This window comes from Thermococcus sp. SY098 (assembly GCF_035621495.1).
Taxonomy (GTDB): Archaea; Methanobacteriota_B; Thermococci; order Thermococcales; family Thermococcaceae; genus Thermococcus_B.
This window is the reverse complement of sequence record NZ_CP141821.1, coordinates 932,606-948,622: the sequence shown is the minus strand read 5'-3', so window position 1 is coordinate 948,622 and position 16,017 is coordinate 932,606. Positions and strand designations below refer to the sequence as shown.

General features: G+C 46.3%; 18 protein-coding genes. 12 read left to right on the top strand and 6 right to left on the bottom strand.

All coding sequences use genetic code 11. The features are described from left to right. Positions 1-3: 3 nt before the first annotated feature. The 3 genes from VFC49_RS05330 to pyrB all read right to left on the bottom strand — a co-directional run bounded on the left by VFC49_RS05330 (position 4) and on the right by pyrB (position 2,998). Positions 4-1,551, bottom strand: coding sequence for a D-glucuronyl C5-epimerase family protein (locus VFC49_RS05330; protein WP_324736485.1), 1,548 nt, complete (start codon positions 1,549-1,551; stop codon positions 4-6). A 62-nt stretch (positions 1,552-1,613) separates the two neighbouring features. Next, positions 1,614-2,069, bottom strand: coding sequence for an aspartate carbamoyltransferase regulatory subunit (pyrI, locus tag VFC49_RS05325; RefSeq protein WP_324736484.1), 456 nt, complete (start codon positions 2,067-2,069; stop codon positions 1,614-1,616). After that, complete coding sequence (gene pyrB, locus VFC49_RS05320) at positions 2,066-2,998, bottom strand: aspartate carbamoyltransferase (protein WP_324736648.1); 933 nt, start codon at positions 2,996-2,998, stop codon at positions 2,066-2,068. The genes pyrI and pyrB overlap by 4 nt, the downstream gene beginning before the upstream one ends. A 106-nt stretch (positions 2,999-3,104) precedes the next feature. On the opposite strand from pyrB, the gene VFC49_RS05315 reads away from it, so the two are divergent. The 3 genes from VFC49_RS05315 to VFC49_RS05305 are packed head-to-tail and all read left to right on the top strand — an operon-like array spanning position 3,105 to position 4,697. Next, entirely contained in the window at positions 3,105-4,010 is a 906-nt protein-coding gene (locus tag VFC49_RS05315; protein ID WP_324736483.1) for a thiamine-phosphate synthase family protein, read from the top strand. After that, positions 4,007-4,333, top strand: coding sequence for a VanZ family protein (locus VFC49_RS05310; protein ID WP_324736482.1), 327 nt, complete (start codon positions 4,007-4,009; stop codon positions 4,331-4,333). Before VFC49_RS05315 ends, VFC49_RS05310 begins: the two co-directional genes overlap by 4 nt. Continuing rightward, positions 4,284-4,697, top strand: coding sequence for a secondary thiamine-phosphate synthase enzyme YjbQ (locus VFC49_RS05305; protein ID WP_324736481.1), 414 nt, complete (start codon positions 4,284-4,286; stop codon positions 4,695-4,697). The genes VFC49_RS05310 and VFC49_RS05305 overlap by 50 nt, the downstream gene beginning before the upstream one ends. 9 nt (positions 4,698-4,706) lie before the next feature. On the opposite strand, the gene VFC49_RS05300 is transcribed toward VFC49_RS05305, so the two are convergent. From VFC49_RS05300 to VFC49_RS05290, 3 genes are all read right to left on the bottom strand, one after another. Further along, complete coding sequence (locus VFC49_RS05300; RefSeq protein WP_324736480.1) at positions 4,707-5,462, bottom strand: MBL fold metallo-hydrolase; 756 nt, start codon at positions 5,460-5,462, stop codon at positions 4,707-4,709. A 1-nt stretch (position 5,463) separates the two neighbouring features. Then, positions 5,464-6,126 (bottom strand): SprT family zinc-dependent metalloprotease, encoded by a 663-nt coding sequence (locus VFC49_RS05295; RefSeq protein WP_324736479.1) that lies wholly within the window; start codon positions 6,124-6,126, stop codon positions 5,464-5,466. Positions 6,127-6,200: 74 nt separating this feature from the next. Further along, complete coding sequence (locus VFC49_RS05290) at positions 6,201-6,554, bottom strand: DUF302 domain-containing protein (protein WP_324736478.1); 354 nt, start codon at positions 6,552-6,554, stop codon at positions 6,201-6,203. Between the two features lie 89 nt (positions 6,555-6,643). On the opposite strand from VFC49_RS05290, the gene VFC49_RS05285 reads away from it, so the two are divergent. From VFC49_RS05285 to VFC49_RS05245, 9 genes are all read left to right on the top strand, one after another. Beyond that, entirely contained in the window at positions 6,644-7,135 is a 492-nt protein-coding gene (locus tag VFC49_RS05285; protein ID WP_324736477.1) for an NAD(P)-dependent oxidoreductase, read from the top strand. A gap of 89 nt (positions 7,136-7,224) precedes the next feature. Further along, positions 7,225-7,749, top strand: a complete 525-nt coding sequence (locus tag VFC49_RS05280) for a ferritin (protein WP_324736647.1) — start codon at positions 7,225-7,227, stop codon at positions 7,747-7,749. Between the two features lie 89 nt (positions 7,750-7,838). Then, the gene (locus VFC49_RS05275; RefSeq protein ID WP_324736646.1) at positions 7,839-8,798 is read left to right on the top strand and encodes a ThiF family adenylyltransferase; all 960 of its coding nucleotides are present in this window, start codon (positions 7,839-7,841) and stop codon (positions 8,796-8,798) included. A gap of 2 nt (positions 8,799-8,800) precedes the next feature. Beyond that, positions 8,801-9,898 carry a tRNA uracil 4-sulfurtransferase ThiI gene (gene thiI / locus VFC49_RS05270; protein ID WP_324736476.1) on the top strand — a complete coding sequence of 366 codons (1,098 nt, stop codon included), beginning with the start codon at positions 8,801-8,803 and terminating at the stop codon, positions 9,896-9,898. Positions 9,899-10,006: 108 nt separating this feature from the next. Further along, positions 10,007-10,750 carry a Fe-S cluster assembly ATPase SufC gene (sufC, locus tag VFC49_RS05265; protein WP_324736645.1) on the top strand — a complete coding sequence of 248 codons (744 nt, stop codon included), beginning with the start codon at positions 10,007-10,009 and terminating at the stop codon, positions 10,748-10,750. Beyond that, the gene (gene sufB, locus VFC49_RS05260; RefSeq protein WP_324736475.1) at positions 10,728-12,155 is read left to right on the top strand and encodes a Fe-S cluster assembly protein SufB; all 1,428 of its coding nucleotides are present in this window, start codon (positions 10,728-10,730) and stop codon (positions 12,153-12,155) included. Before sufC ends, sufB begins: the two co-directional genes overlap by 23 nt. Further along, positions 12,155-13,255, top strand: coding sequence for a SufD family Fe-S cluster assembly protein (locus VFC49_RS05255; protein ID WP_324736474.1), 1,101 nt, complete (start codon positions 12,155-12,157; stop codon positions 13,253-13,255). Before sufB ends, VFC49_RS05255 begins: the two co-directional genes overlap by 1 nt. Before the next feature lie 72 nt (positions 13,256-13,327). Next, positions 13,328-13,861: a DUF998 domain-containing protein gene (locus tag VFC49_RS05250; RefSeq protein WP_324736473.1), complete on the top strand. Its 534-nt coding sequence runs from the start codon at positions 13,328-13,330 to the stop codon at positions 13,859-13,861. 137 nt (positions 13,862-13,998) lie between these two features. Next, positions 13,999-15,996, top strand: a complete 1,998-nt coding sequence (locus tag VFC49_RS05245; protein WP_324736472.1) for a hypothetical protein — start codon at positions 13,999-14,001, stop codon at positions 15,994-15,996. Positions 15,997-16,017 lie beyond the last annotated feature (21 nt).

Genomic DNA, 16,017 nt, shown 5'->3' with positions numbered 1-16,017 from the left:
CACCTAAATCTTTTCTGGTTTCAGGCCCCTAATCATGAGATAGTCGTTCCATTTTCTTGCATATTCAAGGAAGTATTTGTCCCCGGTAACATCATAGAGCCACTTCAAGAGTCTAATATGCAGACGGTGGTAGAATTCGCTGGCGTCTCCGTGAATGTTTGAATATCTTGACCACGAGCCTGTATCAAATATAGGAAGTGCGTTTCTTACAGCCTGAACTCCCTTTTGGAAAAGCAGCCAGGCTTTTTCGTCATTGGTTACCTGCCAGTAATAGTAAAGTCCTTGCAGAGCTATGATGTGTCCATTTAGAACGAGCTCATTTGAGTTATAGTTGTATTCAAGGTACCAGTCTCCATACTTTGTATGTGAGACAAAGCCGTTCATGCTCGGAGGCAAATCAAAGGAATTCACCAATCCCTTAGCTATCCTCAAGTAGGTTTCATTGCCCGTCAGGTTGTAAGCGATTGCATAAACTCCAGCACCCATTCCTTGGGCATACCCGGAGACCCATGGGATGGAGGAGTTCTCAAAGTGGAAATAATTCTTGAAGAGCACGTACTCCTTCCCTCCATATTCTCCGTACTGGGCATATTGGCTGAGCTCCTTTAGTATTTGCAGGGCTTTTTCATTCTGTCCTCTCTGAAAGTACATCTCAGCCCAGTGGATGGCTGTTACCGGATAAAGATTGAATCCCCTACCCGTGTAATATACAAAAGGCAGGGAGGAATTTAACGAATCCTTCATCCTAAACGTTGAATAATATGGAGAATCATCTGAAAAGACAAGTGCAGAGAAATCTTTTGTCGGAGAAGTGTAGTGGGAGTAGTAGGCGTTATTTGCTTTCAGTTCTGCTAAGAGGATCCTGTACTCAACCTTACTTAGTCTTCTCCATTTTGCAAGCTCTCCAAAAACCCTAATGGTATAAAAAGAGTCCCTGTAGCTCTTAAGGTACGTTAAATTACCGGTTCTCTTGTATTCATCCAGCAGTTTGCTCTTTATTTTCTCATTTTTCCCTATTTCTTCTGCCAGCTCTTCATAAAATTTTGTTCCTTTAGCTGTTTTCAAAAGTGCCGTTTCTGGGCTTAAGAACACGTCTTCTGGTACGTCTCTTCCGATGATTCCAGATTTCTTCTCATCAATCCCAACTCTGAAAGTGTCATCTTCCTTGTAGATTTTTAGGGTTATCAAAATTTCATCATTGCTTGTTGCATTGAAAATTGCAGAGAGGAGTTCTTTTACTTTGAAACTCTTTCCATACCAGTTTATGAGAGTTCCTTTTACTGTGAACACTATGGGGACTTTTCCGTTATCTATTCCAACCCTTCCAACAAAGATTGGAGTGTCCAACCTGTCAATGGTCACATTACCAACCGTCAGTTCAAATTTTGCAATCTCAAAAATAGCATTTTCTTCCTCGATTTGAACAAAAACCTTGATTGGATAGTTGTGGTTGTGGGAATGAAAAGACGTTTCGACGGAGATGCATCCTGAGGAGAGGATCACAATTACCAAGAAGGTAAAAATCCTTACCTGTTTCATACTACTCCCCATAGGAAAAAAGATGAGGGTTAATATAAAGCTTTTGGTGGTTAAAAAGAATAAAAGTAGAAAGCTTAGAGATTTGTCAGAATTTCCTCCTCTTCCATAGTTCTCTCACAGTAGTGACAGCGAACCTTTAGCGGCTCTTTTGATATAACGTAGAACTTTGGAACCACATATTCATGATTGCTTATGCAGTTCGGGTTTGCGCATCTTAGAATCCCGCTTATCTTTTCTGGAACTTCGACGTTAAACTTCTCTGCAACCTTGTAATCTCTTATGATGTTTACAGTGGCGGTTGGAGCAATTAGTGCTATTTTGTTAACCTCTTCTTCGCTGAGGTACTTCCCCTCAACTTTCACAATATCTTTTCTCCCAAGCTTTTTGCTGTGGACATTCATAGCTAAAAGCACTGTTCCACCGTTTAATGCATCTAAATTGAGGATCTCAATAACTTTGAGCCCTTTTCCTGCTGGAATGTGGTCGATGACGGTTCCTTCTTTAATTGCAGAAACCTTAAGCTCGCTCATTCAATCACCCCCAGGGTAAGAGCTAAGAGAGCCATTCTCACTGGAATTCCAGAGAAGACCTGTCTAAAGTAGATGGCATGCTTTGTTGAGTCGACGCTTGGATGTATTTCATCAACCCTTGGAAGTGGATGCATGATTTTCAGCATTTCCTTGGCTTTCTTTAGAATCTCTAAATCAATGACATAGCTCCCTTTAACTTTCAGATATTCCTGCTCGTCTGGAAATCTTTCCTTCTGGATTCTTGTTACATAAAGAACATCAAGCTCTCCAATTACGCTTTCTAAGTCGCTTGTTTCATAAACCTTTACTCCCTTCTCCTTTAGCTCTTCAACTATGTGTCTTGGCATCCTGAGGAGACCTGGGGATATCAGATAGAGCTCCACATCATAATGAGTTAAAGCTTCACTCAGGCTGTGCACAGTTCTTCCATACTTTAAATCACCAAGAAGAGCAATTTTAAGCCCGTCAATCTTCCCAAATTCATGCTTTATTGTGTAGAGGTCAAGTAATGTTTGTGTTGGGTGTTGATTGCTTCCATCACCTGCATTGATAACTGGGATTTCTGCTACTTCAGCCGCCAATCTTGCAGCTCCTTCCTTTGGATGTCTTATCACAATAACATCGCTGTACTGCTCGACTGTCTTGATTGTGTCTCTAAGGCTTTCCCCCTTCTTCACACTGCTTGTTGATGCCTCCGCGAATCCAATAACTGAGCCACCCAACCGATGCATTGCACTCTCAAAGCTCAATCTCGTTCTTGTTGATGGTTCAAAGAAAAGCGTTGCGAGAATTTTTCCTTTGGCATACTCAAGAGAGCCCTTTTCCTTGAGTTCTTTCTCAAGCCTTTCTGCAGTGTTCAAGACATATTCAATGTCGTCCTTAGAAAAATCCCTAATGCTAATAACATCCCGACCTTTCCATCCTTGCATAAAAGCCCTTCTCGTGTAAATTTTTACCATTATTTAAACCTTTTTTAACACAAATTTGTCTATAACTGTGGGGGATAAATTTATAATCCGGTTTTAAAAATCAAGAATGGGAGAAAAGATGAAAACACCATGTGTCTTTTGGGTTGAGGTAATAATGCCGGTTCTAAGGGCCAAAGTTGCCCAAAAGCTTTACGAGGAAGGGCTTACTCAAGCAAAAATAGCGGAGTACTTAGGAATAACTCAAGCTATGGTTAGCAAATATTTGGCAGGGAAGTATAGAAAGCTGGAAAAAGAGTTGGAGGACAAGCTTGAGGAGATTGCAGAGGAAATTGCAAATCTCATTCTCTACGGAGCAGATAGGGGTGAGATTATAAAGTTCACATCAAGGAAGTTCTTTGAGCTTTTCCGGAGCGGATTTCTCTGCAAATACTATGCAGAATATGCTGGAGTTGAAGAATCTATTTGCAGGGAGATCTTTATAGCAACACCATCAAGAAGTGACGTACTGGAAAGGCTGAATTTAGCATTAAGTGAGCTCTTGCAAGATGAAAAGTTCCTTCAACTGATTCCAGAAATTAGGAGCAACATAGCCTATGCTTTGCCCGAGCCTAAAGATTTCAGTGATGTAGCAGCAGTTCCTGGGAGGATAACAGTTGTAAAAGGAAAAGCTTTTGCTTTACCCCCAGAATTTGGTGTGAGCAGGCATACAGCGAAGATTCTTCTTGAGCTCTCAAAGGTTGTCCCAGAGATAAGGAGCGTCATTAATATAAAATTCGATGAGAAAATAGAAGACGCACTCAGAAAAGCAGGATTCAAAGTGGAAAGTATTGAAGAGAAGAAGAGGGATGAGGATAAAACCGTTGAGCTGATAGTCCAGCTTTTTAAAGGGAAAGGAGTCCTGGATGCAGTGATAGACAAGGGGGCTTTTGGAATTGAGCCATGTGTCTACATCTTCGGAAGGGATCCAATTGAAGTTGTTGAGAAGGTGAAGAAGCTGGAGAGTCACCTATGAGGGACAAAATCCTCTTTGCATATTTGGTTTTTCTCTTCTATGCTAATCTAACGCCCCGAGTTCCTACAGTTCCAATAAGCGGAGGGGATAAAATTGCACACTTCTTGGAGTTTCTCATTTTGGGAATTCTGGGATATGATAAAGCTTTTCTTCTTGTGTTGCCTATCGTCCTTGAATACTTTCAGCTATTTGTTCCAGGTAGATGCTTTTCGTACTATGATATGATCGCAAACCTAATAGGCTTTGGAGTTGGAGTTACCGTGGGGTGGTGGTATGAGAGTGGTAAGAAGGGAGCTTCACCTTTCCACAAGGGGAGAGATTGACCTCGTTGACATAACACATGAAGTTGAGAGGTTTGTAGAGGAAAGCGGAATAACCAATGGGCAGGTCTTAATATTTGTCCCGGGAGCTACAGGTGCAGTTGTAACGATTGAACATGAAAGCGGGCTTCTTGAGGACTTCAAAAGGATATTAAAAGAGCTCGTTCCAAAAGGGCAGGGCTATAAGCATGATCTGATTGACAACAATGCTCATTCCCACCTGAGAGCTTCCCTGCTCGGACCATCATTGGTTTTGCCGATCATTGATGGGGAGCTGGTCAGAGGGATATGGCAGCAGATATTCTTCGTTGAGCTTGATGTAAGACCAAGAAAGAGGAGAATAATCCTGCAGGCTATTGGAGAATGATTTTCCTTTTTAAACCTCCACATACATAAAGTCCCTTGCAATCATGTAGCCATGATCCCTAACCATATCTTCAAGCTTCTCTTGAGTGTAGTTGCTGTGGCTTATGTGGGCAAAAACCGTCTTCTTAGCTTCAACTTTTTGTGCCAGCTTTATTGCATCTTCAACTCCAAGATGGGTTTTTGGTACGGACTGTTTCTTAGTCATTTCTGCTATGAGCAGATCAACGCCTTTCATAATCTCTATAGCATTCTCATCACCTAAAATCTCCGGCCCAGTATCTCCAGTAATTGCAATCTTCTTCTTTCCAATCTCAATAACAAATCCTCCGGCAGCCTTTATTGGCTGATGTATCGTTGGGAAGTGATAAACTTTAAATCCAAAGTCATACCAGCGGTTGAATTCTAAGGGTATGTACTCCCAGTCTCTCTCACCTAAGAAAAGCTCTTGAAGGTGCTTTGCAGTATTTACCGCATATTCGTGGGAGTAAAACTTAACTCCCCTGAAAATCTGCAGTTCTGGAAGTCCAGCTATGTGATCAAAGTGGGCATGGGTTATGAAAACCCTTTTCACATCCATGTTCAAATGTTCCAAGTGGTAGTGCAGATCGGGTGATGGATCGATCAACGCTTTTATCTCCGGAATGAAGACTGAAAATCTGGTTCTTCTGTATTGAGGATATTTCCTTGCCCTAACACAGTTTTCACAGCTGCACAGGGGTTTAGGAGTTCCACTATATGAGCCAGAGCCCAGGATTATCACCTTCATTTTACTCACCCAAAATCTTTTTCCACAGCTCGTTGTTATTAACGATTACCCACCACAGCTTTAGCTCATTCCTCTTCTTCTTATAATCTGGGTGGATTTTTGCCACAAGCTTCCAGAAGCGTTTGGAGTGGTTCAGCTCCAACAGATGGGCAAGCTCATGGGTCATGACATAATCCAAAAGCTCCTCTGGAAGAGCTGCAAGTGCTATGTTCAGGCTTAGATTTCCTTTTGAGGAGCAACTACCCCACTTGTTTCTCTGAACTCTGATGAACACCTTGTTTGGCTTTTTTCCAATTTCCTCTGCTCTCTTCTCAATTATTTTGTCAATTTTCTTTTTAAGCTCCCTTCTGATTTTTCTTTTCAGGCTTTCAAGGTTTGAAACACAAATGACATCATTAAAAATCTCAGTCTTTCCGCACTCTCGAACTTCATAGAATCTTCCAAAAAGCGGGAATCCACGGGATGCCAACGTCTTTCCTCTTTCAACTTTTTCAAGATTTTTTAAAATCCAGCGTTCCTTTGATTTCAGAATGGGCTTTACATTCCGAGTTGGGGAGACTATTCTTAGATAACCTTCAGGGTGAACATAAATTCTCATATACCGAACAGGACGTAGAATTAATTCGTATTTGATTTTCTTGCCGTCGATTTCAACTTCGTGCATATTTGGTAGTTCGACCTTGGACTTTATAAATATTGAAAATAGGGGGCAATACAAAGGGATAAGTGTAGGGGAGCTTAAAGCTCCTTTAGAATGTCTTTAACAACTTCAAGAGGCTCTCTGATGATGTCAAGGATCTCTTCGGCGGTATTTATTGCAAAGTAAACGTTGTCCTCCTTCTTGTAAAGGAGAACTGGGCATGGAGCAAAAGATCCAATTTCGTATTCTCTCTTTGTCATTTCATAGAAGACCTTGGGATTGCAGATGTAGAAGATTTTATACGGTTCGAATTCCGCTCCAACATTTCTCTTTATGACTTCACTTGCGTTCATCTCTAAGACAACTTTGTAGCCCCTCTTTTTGAGCTCTTCTTTGAACTTCCTTTCAGCCTCTTCAAAGCTTAATCCAACCTTCTTTCTGTATCTGAACATTTCTCTCACCCTTGGAGTTCTGGCATGCTGGCACTAAATAAGCTTTATCTTGAAAAAATTTTCATAATGAAACTAAGCAACTTCAATCTTTGAAATGCTCGCCGCAGGGAACGAGCAACTTACGCAGCGGCAACGAGGAGGCATATAGGATTGTACTTCCCTATCTCCAGAGGCTTGGAAAAAAGATATTTTACTTTAAAGAGCCTGGAAAGGCCACCAAGCTGAAGCTCATAAATAACTTTGTACTTGGGGCGTTTATGGTTGCCATTGAGGAGGCCGTTGCACTGGGAGAAAAAGCAGGAATAGAAAAGAGTGAGCTTATCGAAATCCTTGAGAATGGTGCTGGGAATTCTATTGTTTTAAAAGCCAAGAAGGAAAAGCTTCTTAAGGAGGACTTCTCAACCCATTTCTCAGTTAAAAACCTTTTAAAGGATCTAACATATGCCTACGACCTGGCAAAAAGTGTCAGAAAGCCGGTATTCTTAAATGCTCAGGTAAAAGAAATCTACACCATGGCATTCTCCAGGGGGATTGAAGATGAGGACTTCTCAGTTATCTATCAGCTCCTGAAAGCGCTTTAATTTTTCCTTTTAGGGTTAAATAATTGGCTGGTAAGGTATAAAGCGAAAGCTTTTAAGTAACTCCTCGTAACTATAGTTTGGTGATGAAAATGCTGAGCGAAAAGATGTTGAAGGCACTAAATGAACAGCTCAATAGGGAGCTGTACTCTGCATACCTGTATTTTTCAATGGCAGCCTACTTCGAGGATCTCAACCTTGAAGGCTTTGCTAACTGGATGAAGGCACAAGCTGAAGAAGAGCTTGGACATGCCCTAAGGTTTTACAACTACATCTACGACAGGAACGGCAGGGTCGAGCTGAAAGCAATAGAGCAGCCACCTAAGGAGTGGGACTCACCGCTTGCCGCTTTTGAAGCGGCGTACGAGCACGAGCAGTTCATAACCAGACACATACACGAGCTCGCTGCCCTTGCTGAGGAGGAGAAGGACTACTCAACGAGGGCGTTCCTTGAGTGGTTCATCAACGAGCAGGTCGAGGAGGAGGCAAACGTCAAGAAGATAGTGGACAAGCTCAAGTTCGCCAAGGACAGCCCGCAGGTCATATTCATGCTCGATCAGGAGCTCGGCCAGAGACAGCCCCAGCTTCCGGGACTTCTCCTCCAGGCCGGAGGCTGAATTTTCTATATCTCCCCTATTTTTCCCAGATTTATTTGTTGAGGATAACTTCATAAATAGTGGGAGTGTAATGAAGTTTGGTGATAGGAATGGAGATATTTTCAAGACACTTTCCAATCATCGGTTTAGAGGGTCAGAAAAAGCTCATGAAATCTAAGGTTGCAGTAGTGGGAGCTGGAGCACTTGGGAGCTGGGAGGTTTATTTTCTGAAAAAAGTTGGTGTTGGTGAGATTATAGTTGTTGATAGGGATTTTGTGGACTACAATGACCTGCCGAGAACTATATATGACGAAGAAGATGTGGAAAAACCAAAGGTCGAAGTTTTAAAGGAAAAATTTGGGGTTAAGGGTTATTTTGAGGATTTAAATCCGTCAACCGTAAACCTTTTGGATGAGGCTGACTTGATCATTGATGGAACAGACAACATCTACACGCGCCAGGTCATAAACGACTATGCGGTAAAAACTGGAAAGCCATGGATTTATGTTGGAGTTTTAAGCACGTATGGCAACATAATGCCAATAATTCCCGGGAAAACTGCCTGTTTCCGCTGTCTGATGCCCAAACTACCCTCAAGACCCATGCCCACATGCGCCGTTGCTGGGATAATGAGCTATGTTCCCCCTTTGGCTGCCTCACTTGCGGTTGCACTTGCGGTAAAAATACTCTTGGGAGAGGAAGTGAAAAGTGAAATGATTTTCTTTGATACAAAGACCTTGGATTTTGAGAAGATAGAGATTCCAAGAAGAGATGACTGTGAAGCCTGCGTTAGGCACAACTTCACGTTCTTGGAAAAGCAGATGAAAATTGAGAGGATGTGTGACGGCTCAATCCAAGTAACACCACCTGAAAAAATGTCTGTGAACCTTGATGAGCTTGCCAAGAGGCTTGAAGCTCTGGGCAAGGAATACCTCAAGACCTCACAGTTCATACAGTTTGAGGACGACTATGCTGAAATTCTAATCTTTAAGAGCGGAAGGATGGTAGTCAGGGGAGTAGAGGACGAAAAGGAAGCCAAAAACTTCTTCGCACGCTATTTGGGTGGTTAATTATGATACTGGTTAGATACGGAGAAATAGCAGTAAAGAGGGGAAGGCGGAGAGAATTTGAAAGGAAGCTGATGGAAAATATCTTAGCTGCATTAAGGAGAAAGGGTATTGAAGCAAGAGCAGAGCTAATTCGAGGGAGGATATTAGTTGATGCCCCTGATGAGGCTGCAAAAATCATAGCAAAAGTTCCTGGAGTTGTTTCTGTTTCACCGGCGAGAGAGATGAGTTATGAAGAAGTTCCAAACTATTTAAGAGAAGCCTTGAAAGGGCTGAATCCAAAGAGCTTCAAAGTGGAAACCCAGCGGTTGGACAAGACTTTTCTCAAAACTTCCGTTGAGGTTAACAGAGAAATCGGTGCCTTCATTGTTAAGGAATTTGGATGGAAAGTTGATCTGGAGAATCCAGAGCTCACAATAGGTATTGAGATTATAAAGAAAAAGGCATATGTTTTCCTTGAAAAGATCAAAGGTGTTGGTGGCTTGCCGGTAAGCACCCAGGGGAAAGTCGTTGCCCTTTTAAGCGACGGCATTGATTCACCGGTGGCTGCATTTCTTATGATGAAAAGGGGAGCCGAGATCATAGCGGTTCACTTTGATCAAGGAAAGAATGCAAGAAAAGTTGTAGAAAAGACCGTTAATATACTCAATGACTATTCTCCAAGGGATATTGAGCTCATCATAGAGAATCACTTTGAAGTTCTGAAGCCATATGTTGTGACATTGAACAGGCTCAATATGAGAGAATGGACATGTGTTGTGTGCAAGGTAGCAATGCTGAGGAGGGCTGCTGAGATAGCAAGGGAGAAAGGCGCACTGGGTATTGTGACCGGTGATTCCCTTGGGCAAGTTGCTTCACAGACGCTGACTAACCTCTATTTTGAGACCATGAGTGTACGCTTTCCAATACACAGGCCTCTTTTAGGAATGGACAAAGAGGAGATAATTAAGATTGCAAGAGAAATCGGAACGTATCAAGCGTTTCTGGAGTACCCATATTGTGACTGTCCATTCAGACCTGAGAGAGTTGTAACTCAGGGGAAGCCGGAGGAGTTCAAAAGAATTCTTGATGCTCTTGAGGAGATGAACAAATTCATGTTGTGAGTTTCTGGATTGTGGCATCTTTAATTTTCATTACACACATTTGTGAAGAAAGGTTTTAAAAGTGAACTTTTCTACCCAATTCCGTGTAGTTAAAGGACGGTGATGAACATGTTGAAAGTGGAAGATTTACATGTCAAAGTTATGGATAAAGAGATACTTAGGGGTATCACACTCAGCATTGGCGAGGGCGAGCTTCACGTTGTTATGGGTCCAAATGGTAGTGGAAAATCTACATTAGCTTTAACTATAGCAGGTCATCCAAGGTATAAAGTAAGTTCGGGAAGAATAATCTTTGCTGGCAGGGATATAACTGAAATGAAGCCGGAAGAGAGAGCAAGAAACGGTATATTCCTCAGCTTCCAGCATCCGGTTGAAGTTGAGGGAGTTAAGGTCCTCCAGTTTCTCCAGAGGGTACTGAAAAATTTAAGGGGCGTGGACGAGGTTGAAGCCTATGAAATAATCTTTAATGCTGTGGAGGAGCTCGGCTTTGACAGCTCAATCCTCTCCAGGGAGCTCAACGTAGGCTTTTCAGGCGGTGAGAGGAAGAAGCTTGAGATGCTCCAAGCATATCTCGTGAGGCCCAAGCTTCTCATCCTCGACGAGCCGGACAGCGGAGTTGATGTGGATTCCCTCAAGGTCATCGCAGGGATTATAGCCAAGCTGCACAGCGAGGGGACGGCGATACTCCTCATCACCCACTACGGCAGAATACTGGAGTACCTGAACCCCCAGAGGGTGCACGTGCTGAAGGAGGGCAGGCTCGTCGTCTCCGGCGGGATGGAGCTTGTAAAGCTCATAGAGGAGAAGGGCTTCGCGGCGGTGGAGGAAAATGGGACAGCAGTCAAGGCTTGAGGAGATACTCAAGGCCGGCTCGCTTGAGGAGATACTCGGGACGGCGGTACCATACCCCAAGGAGATAGAGCTGAAGGGAGAGCTGACAAAGGATATGATCGAGGAGCTCTCGCGGATAAAGAACGAGCCGGAGTGGATGCTCAGGCACCGCCTCAGGGCACTTGAACTTTTTCACAAGCTCCCGATGCCCAAGTGGGTTGTCGGTGTTGAGGAGCTTGATCTTGAGAGCCTTACCCTCTACTCCAAGCCTGAGATAGGCAGTGAAGTTAGGGATTGGGACGATTTGCCAGAAAACATCAGGAGAACATTTGAGCGCTTAAATATTCCAGAGATAGAGAAAAAGTTTCTCTCCGGCTTAACGGCAGTTTTTGACAGCGAAAGCGTCTATTCGAAGCTCAAAGAGGAGTTCGAGAAGAAGGGCATAATAATGCTCCCCATGGAGGAAGCCCTCCAGAAGTACCCTGACCTTGTGAAGAAGTACTTCGGCAGGGTATTCCCCGCTGGAGAGCACAAGTTTTCAGCCTTACACCACGCCCTCTGGAGCGGTGGGGTCTTCGTTTACGTACCGAAGGGTGTCAGAATCCCCTTCCCTGTCGAGGCCTTCTTCGTCATAGGTTCTGCATTGGAGGGACAGTTCGAGCACACGCTTTTGGTCGCGGACGAGGGGAGCTACATACACTTCATTGAAGGCTGTTCGGCACCGATGTACAAGGGCTTCTCCTTCCACGACGGCATGGTCGAGATATACGCTCACAGAAATGCCACCGTCAAGTTTACCACGATACAGAACTGGAGCAGGAACGTCATCAACTTCAACAACAAGAGGGCAATAATAGAGGAAAACGCCTACGTCGAGTGGATAGAGGGCAGCATCGGGAGCAAAATAACCTACACCTACCCGTCGAGCGTCCTGAAGGGCGAAGGGGCAAGGACAGCTCAGTACGTCGTCTCGCTGAGCAACGGGCCCTTCATGAAGGACACCGGCGCTAAAACCTGGCACCTGGCTCCAAACACGAGCTCGAAGATAGTCTCCAAGAGCATAAGCGCCAACGGCGGCATAAACATATACCGCGGGCTGGTGAGGATTATTAAGGGCGCGAAGAACTCCATTGCCACGGTCTCGTGTGATTCGCTAATCCTTGACGAGGAGAGCAGGGCATACACATACCCGCACAACCAGAGCGACGAGCCTACAGCGAGCATAATCCACGAGGCAACGACCGGGAAGCTCGGCGAAGACAAGCTCTTCTACATGAACTCGCGTGGTATAAGTGAGGAAGAGGCCAAGAGCCTTATCGTGCTCGGCTTCATCAGCGAGATACTGGAGGGACTGCCCTTCGAGTACGTCGAGGTTCTCAAGAAGGTCATAGAGCTTGAGTTCAGCGAGGTCGGGGGTGTTGGCTGATGTTCATTGAGAGGGAAGCACTCGAAAGGTTAACCTACCAGAAGTACGGTGACAGCCCAACCATAAAGAGCTACACCAAGTGGAAGCTCTTCGAGGAGAACTCGCCGCTCAAACTGCCGACAGAGGCTAACGCCGGTGAGGTTCCGATAAGGGGGCACGTTGTTCTATCGGGAAGCGAGGTCGAGTTCGGCCTTCCGGAGGGTGTTGAGCTGAGCGAGGGGATGCTGGGCCTTTCCCAGCCGGAGGAGTCGAGAATCCTCGGCTTCCACTTCTACGCCCTCAGGAAAGCGTACAGACTGAGGATTACCAGAGACCTGGTGGAGCCCCTCGTCATAGTATCCCACCTCTCGGCTAAGGCATTCATCAGCCACCACATAAGCATCGAGGCCGAGAACGTCAGGGCCCCGATAATAATCTACGACATGGCCGAGGAAGGGACGAAGTCCCTCGTGGTCGAGCTTAAGGCCAGGAACGCCGAGCTTGAGGTTCTGACCGTTGGAAGGCACAGCTCTTTATCCCACTACCTCCTCAGGGCGAGCCTCGGGGAAGGAACCAGGGTCAGGGCATTCACGGTCATAAGCGCCGGGGAGATGAGCCACCACCGCGAGGACTACTCCCTTGAGGGGGCAAAGAGCGGGCTGATACTCAGGGGCATGCCGATAGCCATCGGAAGAGCCGTGGACTACCTCACCAACGTCCTCCAGTACGGGGAAAAGACCGTGAGCGAGACGAGGGTTCACGGCTTTTCATACGAGAACGGCTGGACGGTTCACAGGGGGGTTGCGAAGGTCTTTGAGAGTGCCAGGAACTCATCGAGCGGTGTGGTCTCCCAGATAACCATAATGGACGAGGGTTCACTCGGCGTCAGCGTGCCGATGCTTGAGGTAGATACAGGAGAAATCGAATCAGCATTCCACTCCTCGGCGGTGAGGCAGTTCGACGAAGATGCGCTCTTCTACCTGAGGTCGAGGGGACTCGACAGCGACGAGGCAATGAGCCTCTTCGTCCACGGCATTGGAGAGGCTTTGAGCAGTCACCTCGAAAGGCTCCGCAGTAAGGCAAGAAGCAACGTCAGGGAGCTCATAGAGGGACTTCTCTGATGTTTCATAACTCTTTAAATATTATTTTCGGTTTTGGGAAAACTTTTATTTTCTCTGAGTCAAACTGATATCATGATGAGGCACCTCAAGTACTCCGGAATAGCCGGCGTTGTAGTATACTGGCTCTTTGTCGCATGGAGTATAGGCAAAAACCCCTGGTTTTCCTTCTGGAGCAACGCCCTGAGCGACCTTGGCTCGCCGGAGATGGCGCGGGCTTCATGGATATACAACTACGGGCTGATGGTCACAGCGGTGTTCGTGCTTGCGTTTTCGGTGTACTTAATGCTCTCCGCGGAAAACAAGCTCCAGACAGTTGGAGGGGCTTACGTCAGCATCTCCGCCATCTTCCTTGCGCTCATTGGCGTTTTTCATGCCGGGACACGGCCCCATGGCTTCGTCTCGACCTACTTCTTCGTGCAGTTCTTCCTTGGGATGCTCATCTACGGAGCGGGTTCAAAGGACAGGGCTATCCGCTATGGCTCTGTGGCACTCTTTGCACTCGCCCTGCTGGGAACCTTCATCCCCTGGCCCTCGGTGGCGCTGATAGAGACATACGAAATAGCACTGATGGCGGTGTTTACGTCTCTTATTGCTATTAAAAGGTGATACACTTTCTGTTTAATCCTTTAAATTTTGTAAAGCATAACTGTTATATACCCTGTCATCTAACTTAATTTATAAGTCACTTGCCATAAAATTTTCTTTTGATTTTTCAGTGTTTCGTGACAGAAAGGGGTTTAAAAATGAAAAAAAGGAAAATTGCAGGCTTTGCACTGCTTTTGGGAATTGTAATGGTCGGGATTTTTATTTCAGGCTGTATCGACCAAAGAAACGTTACCGAGACCCAGACTAAAACGGACGAGACTATGTCTCAACCCACCACAATGTCTCCTCAAATCTCTGAAGAGGAAAAGCATCAAGACGACCTTTTAAAGGCGATCTCCTCATACAACGGGGAGATCAGAGAACTCAAAGGCAAACTTAATCCCTTTATGCTGAGCGGTCTGGTTGAAGAGACCAAGGCACTTGAGCGCGATGCGACGCACTCGATCGGAAGGGAAAAGACTCTGTTGCTGGAAAAGCTGGCATATTCAAAGTACCTCCAGCTGGCAGAGCTCAGGAATTTAATGGTCATAAGCGCCGTTGAGACGGCCTACTGGGAGAATGCCACCACGGGCGAGCCGATAGAAGGGTTTTACAGGGAAGACGGGAAGCTCTTCATCGTGGATAACGGAAAGATGGTGCCCCTGGGCAGAGACAAAATGGTGGCCAGGATGATGGAGCTCACCAAGGGTTATGAAACCCAGAGCATAGAGATATATCACTTCGGCAGCGGTTCGCTCGTCAGAATCCGTGAGGGCGGAAGAACCGTGGGAGCCGGTCAGCTGGCAGTTGTCAGGATAAGTGTTCCAAAGAAGGGCTTCATGATCTATGCTATGGGAGACTCTCCTGGAGTCATGCGCCTCATTGATCCCGGCACCGGAAGGACTGTCCTGCGGGTCAAGCCCGATAGAAACGGAGTTTATCGGATTCCGCCGGTGAATACCACGCTTGTTGGCATGGTTGACGACGAAGGCTTCTGTTACAGGCCTCTCCCCCTGGACACCTACACGCTAACCACCCTCACGGAAGAGCCGGAGGATCCCCCAGTGTGTCCATCACCGGGACTGGCGCCCTTCATCTTTGAGCCCGGCACCGGGAACGCTACCGTCGAGCCTGTTCCCTTCGAGGATGCCTACCTCACCGGAAAGACCTACGGCGGGATAACCTTTGAGCTTGCAGTGGCACCCATTGGAATGCTTGGAAGGAACGGAACCGTGCTACTCGTGGGTGTTCCGGAGAACAAGACTGGGATACGGGTTCTCAGCAACTCATCAAAGCCCGGAGTCATGGTGCTCATGGATCCCAAAACCGGAAGGGAGATAGACAGGATAACGCCCGACAAGAAGGGAATTTACCGGATACCTGGAATAGATGGAGAGGTCATAGGCTTTGTGGCGAAGGCAGACCCTCCGAACGGAGGCTTCTGCTACCGGCCGCTTGAACTCAACATCAACGTCACGCTTGAACCCATGGAGGTCTGCGAGGAGGAGTTCACGATGATGCCCATCATCTTTGAGCCGTCAACCAACGAGACCTTTGAACCGGTTTCAAGCCAGAGGGCAGACCTCAAACAGCTGGCGGAGCAGCTCGTGAACTTCAGGGCCGAGACCGGAAGGTTTGCCGCAGGAGCCGCGGGGGCAGGATGGGTAAAGGATGCACCCGTGGGTGAGCGGGTGAACGACATCAGAGGGGTTACCCCGATGAGAACCAGTGAGTACACCGCCTTCCGCATGGAGCGCGGAAACACGGCCCCGTTCCTCAGGGGCATCCTTGGAGACTTTGGCACCGGGCCCTTTAACCCCGCGCCGCTTCCAGAGTTCAGGTACATCAACGTAACGGACTTTGGAACTGGCCCGTTCATCCCGCCCGTTGAGCTGGCGGTCATGGATTCGGGCGGAGAGGTTTTCGTGGCTGTGACCGGTCCAGCTATGGCATCAAAGATGCCGCCGGAGTACCTCGGAGGAACGTTCCTTGAGGTGTGGACCGGCAGAAACCCTCAGACGGGTAAGGAAATTTCCGTGATTGCCCTCAAGGTTCTCGACGAGAACGGAAAGGTCTCAATCAGGGCAATGACGGTGGTCATGGACAAACCAGTCAGAATCGGCGTCTTCGCCCCGGGTAACGGGGAAAGCAACTGATAAAACCTTAAAAGGGGACGT

Coding starts and splice junctions, on each gene's coding strand:
- VFC49_RS05330 (WP_324736485.1), bottom strand. CDS start 1,551: ATGGGGAGTAGTATGAAACAGGTAAGGATTTTTACCTTCTTGGTAATT.
- pyrI (WP_324736484.1), bottom strand. CDS start 2,069: ATGAGCGAGCTTAAGGTTTCTGCAATTAAAGAAGGAACCGTCATCGAC.
- pyrB (WP_324736648.1), bottom strand. CDS start 2,998: ATGCAAGGATGGAAAGGTCGGGATGTTATTAGCATTAGGGATTTTTCT.
- VFC49_RS05315 (WP_324736483.1), top strand. CDS start 3,105: ATGGGAGAAAAGATGAAAACACCATGTGTCTTTTGGGTTGAGGTAATA.
- VFC49_RS05310 (WP_324736482.1), top strand. CDS start 4,007: ATGAGGGACAAAATCCTCTTTGCATATTTGGTTTTTCTCTTCTATGCT.
- VFC49_RS05305 (WP_324736481.1), top strand. CDS start 4,284: ATGAGAGTGGTAAGAAGGGAGCTTCACCTTTCCACAAGGGGAGAGATT.
- VFC49_RS05300 (WP_324736480.1), bottom strand. CDS start 5,462: ATGAAGGTGATAATCCTGGGCTCTGGCTCATATAGTGGAACTCCTAAA.
- VFC49_RS05295 (WP_324736479.1), bottom strand. CDS start 6,126: ATGCACGAAGTTGAAATCGACGGCAAGAAAATCAAATACGAATTAATT.
- VFC49_RS05290 (WP_324736478.1), bottom strand. CDS start 6,554: ATGTTCAGATACAGAAAGAAGGTTGGATTAAGCTTTGAAGAGGCTGAA.
- VFC49_RS05280 (WP_324736647.1), top strand. CDS start 7,225: ATGCTGAGCGAAAAGATGTTGAAGGCACTAAATGAACAGCTCAATAGG.
- VFC49_RS05275 (WP_324736646.1), top strand. CDS start 7,839: ATGGAGATATTTTCAAGACACTTTCCAATCATCGGTTTAGAGGGTCAG.
- thiI (WP_324736476.1), top strand. CDS start 8,801: ATGATACTGGTTAGATACGGAGAAATAGCAGTAAAGAGGGGAAGGCGG.
- sufC (WP_324736645.1), top strand. CDS start 10,007: ATGTTGAAAGTGGAAGATTTACATGTCAAAGTTATGGATAAAGAGATA.
- sufB (WP_324736475.1), top strand. CDS start 10,728: ATGGGACAGCAGTCAAGGCTTGAGGAGATACTCAAGGCCGGCTCGCTT.
- VFC49_RS05255 (WP_324736474.1), top strand. CDS start 12,155: ATGTTCATTGAGAGGGAAGCACTCGAAAGGTTAACCTACCAGAAGTAC.
- VFC49_RS05250 (WP_324736473.1), top strand. CDS start 13,328: ATGATGAGGCACCTCAAGTACTCCGGAATAGCCGGCGTTGTAGTATAC.
- VFC49_RS05245 (WP_324736472.1), top strand. CDS start 13,999: ATGAAAAAAAGGAAAATTGCAGGCTTTGCACTGCTTTTGGGAATTGTA.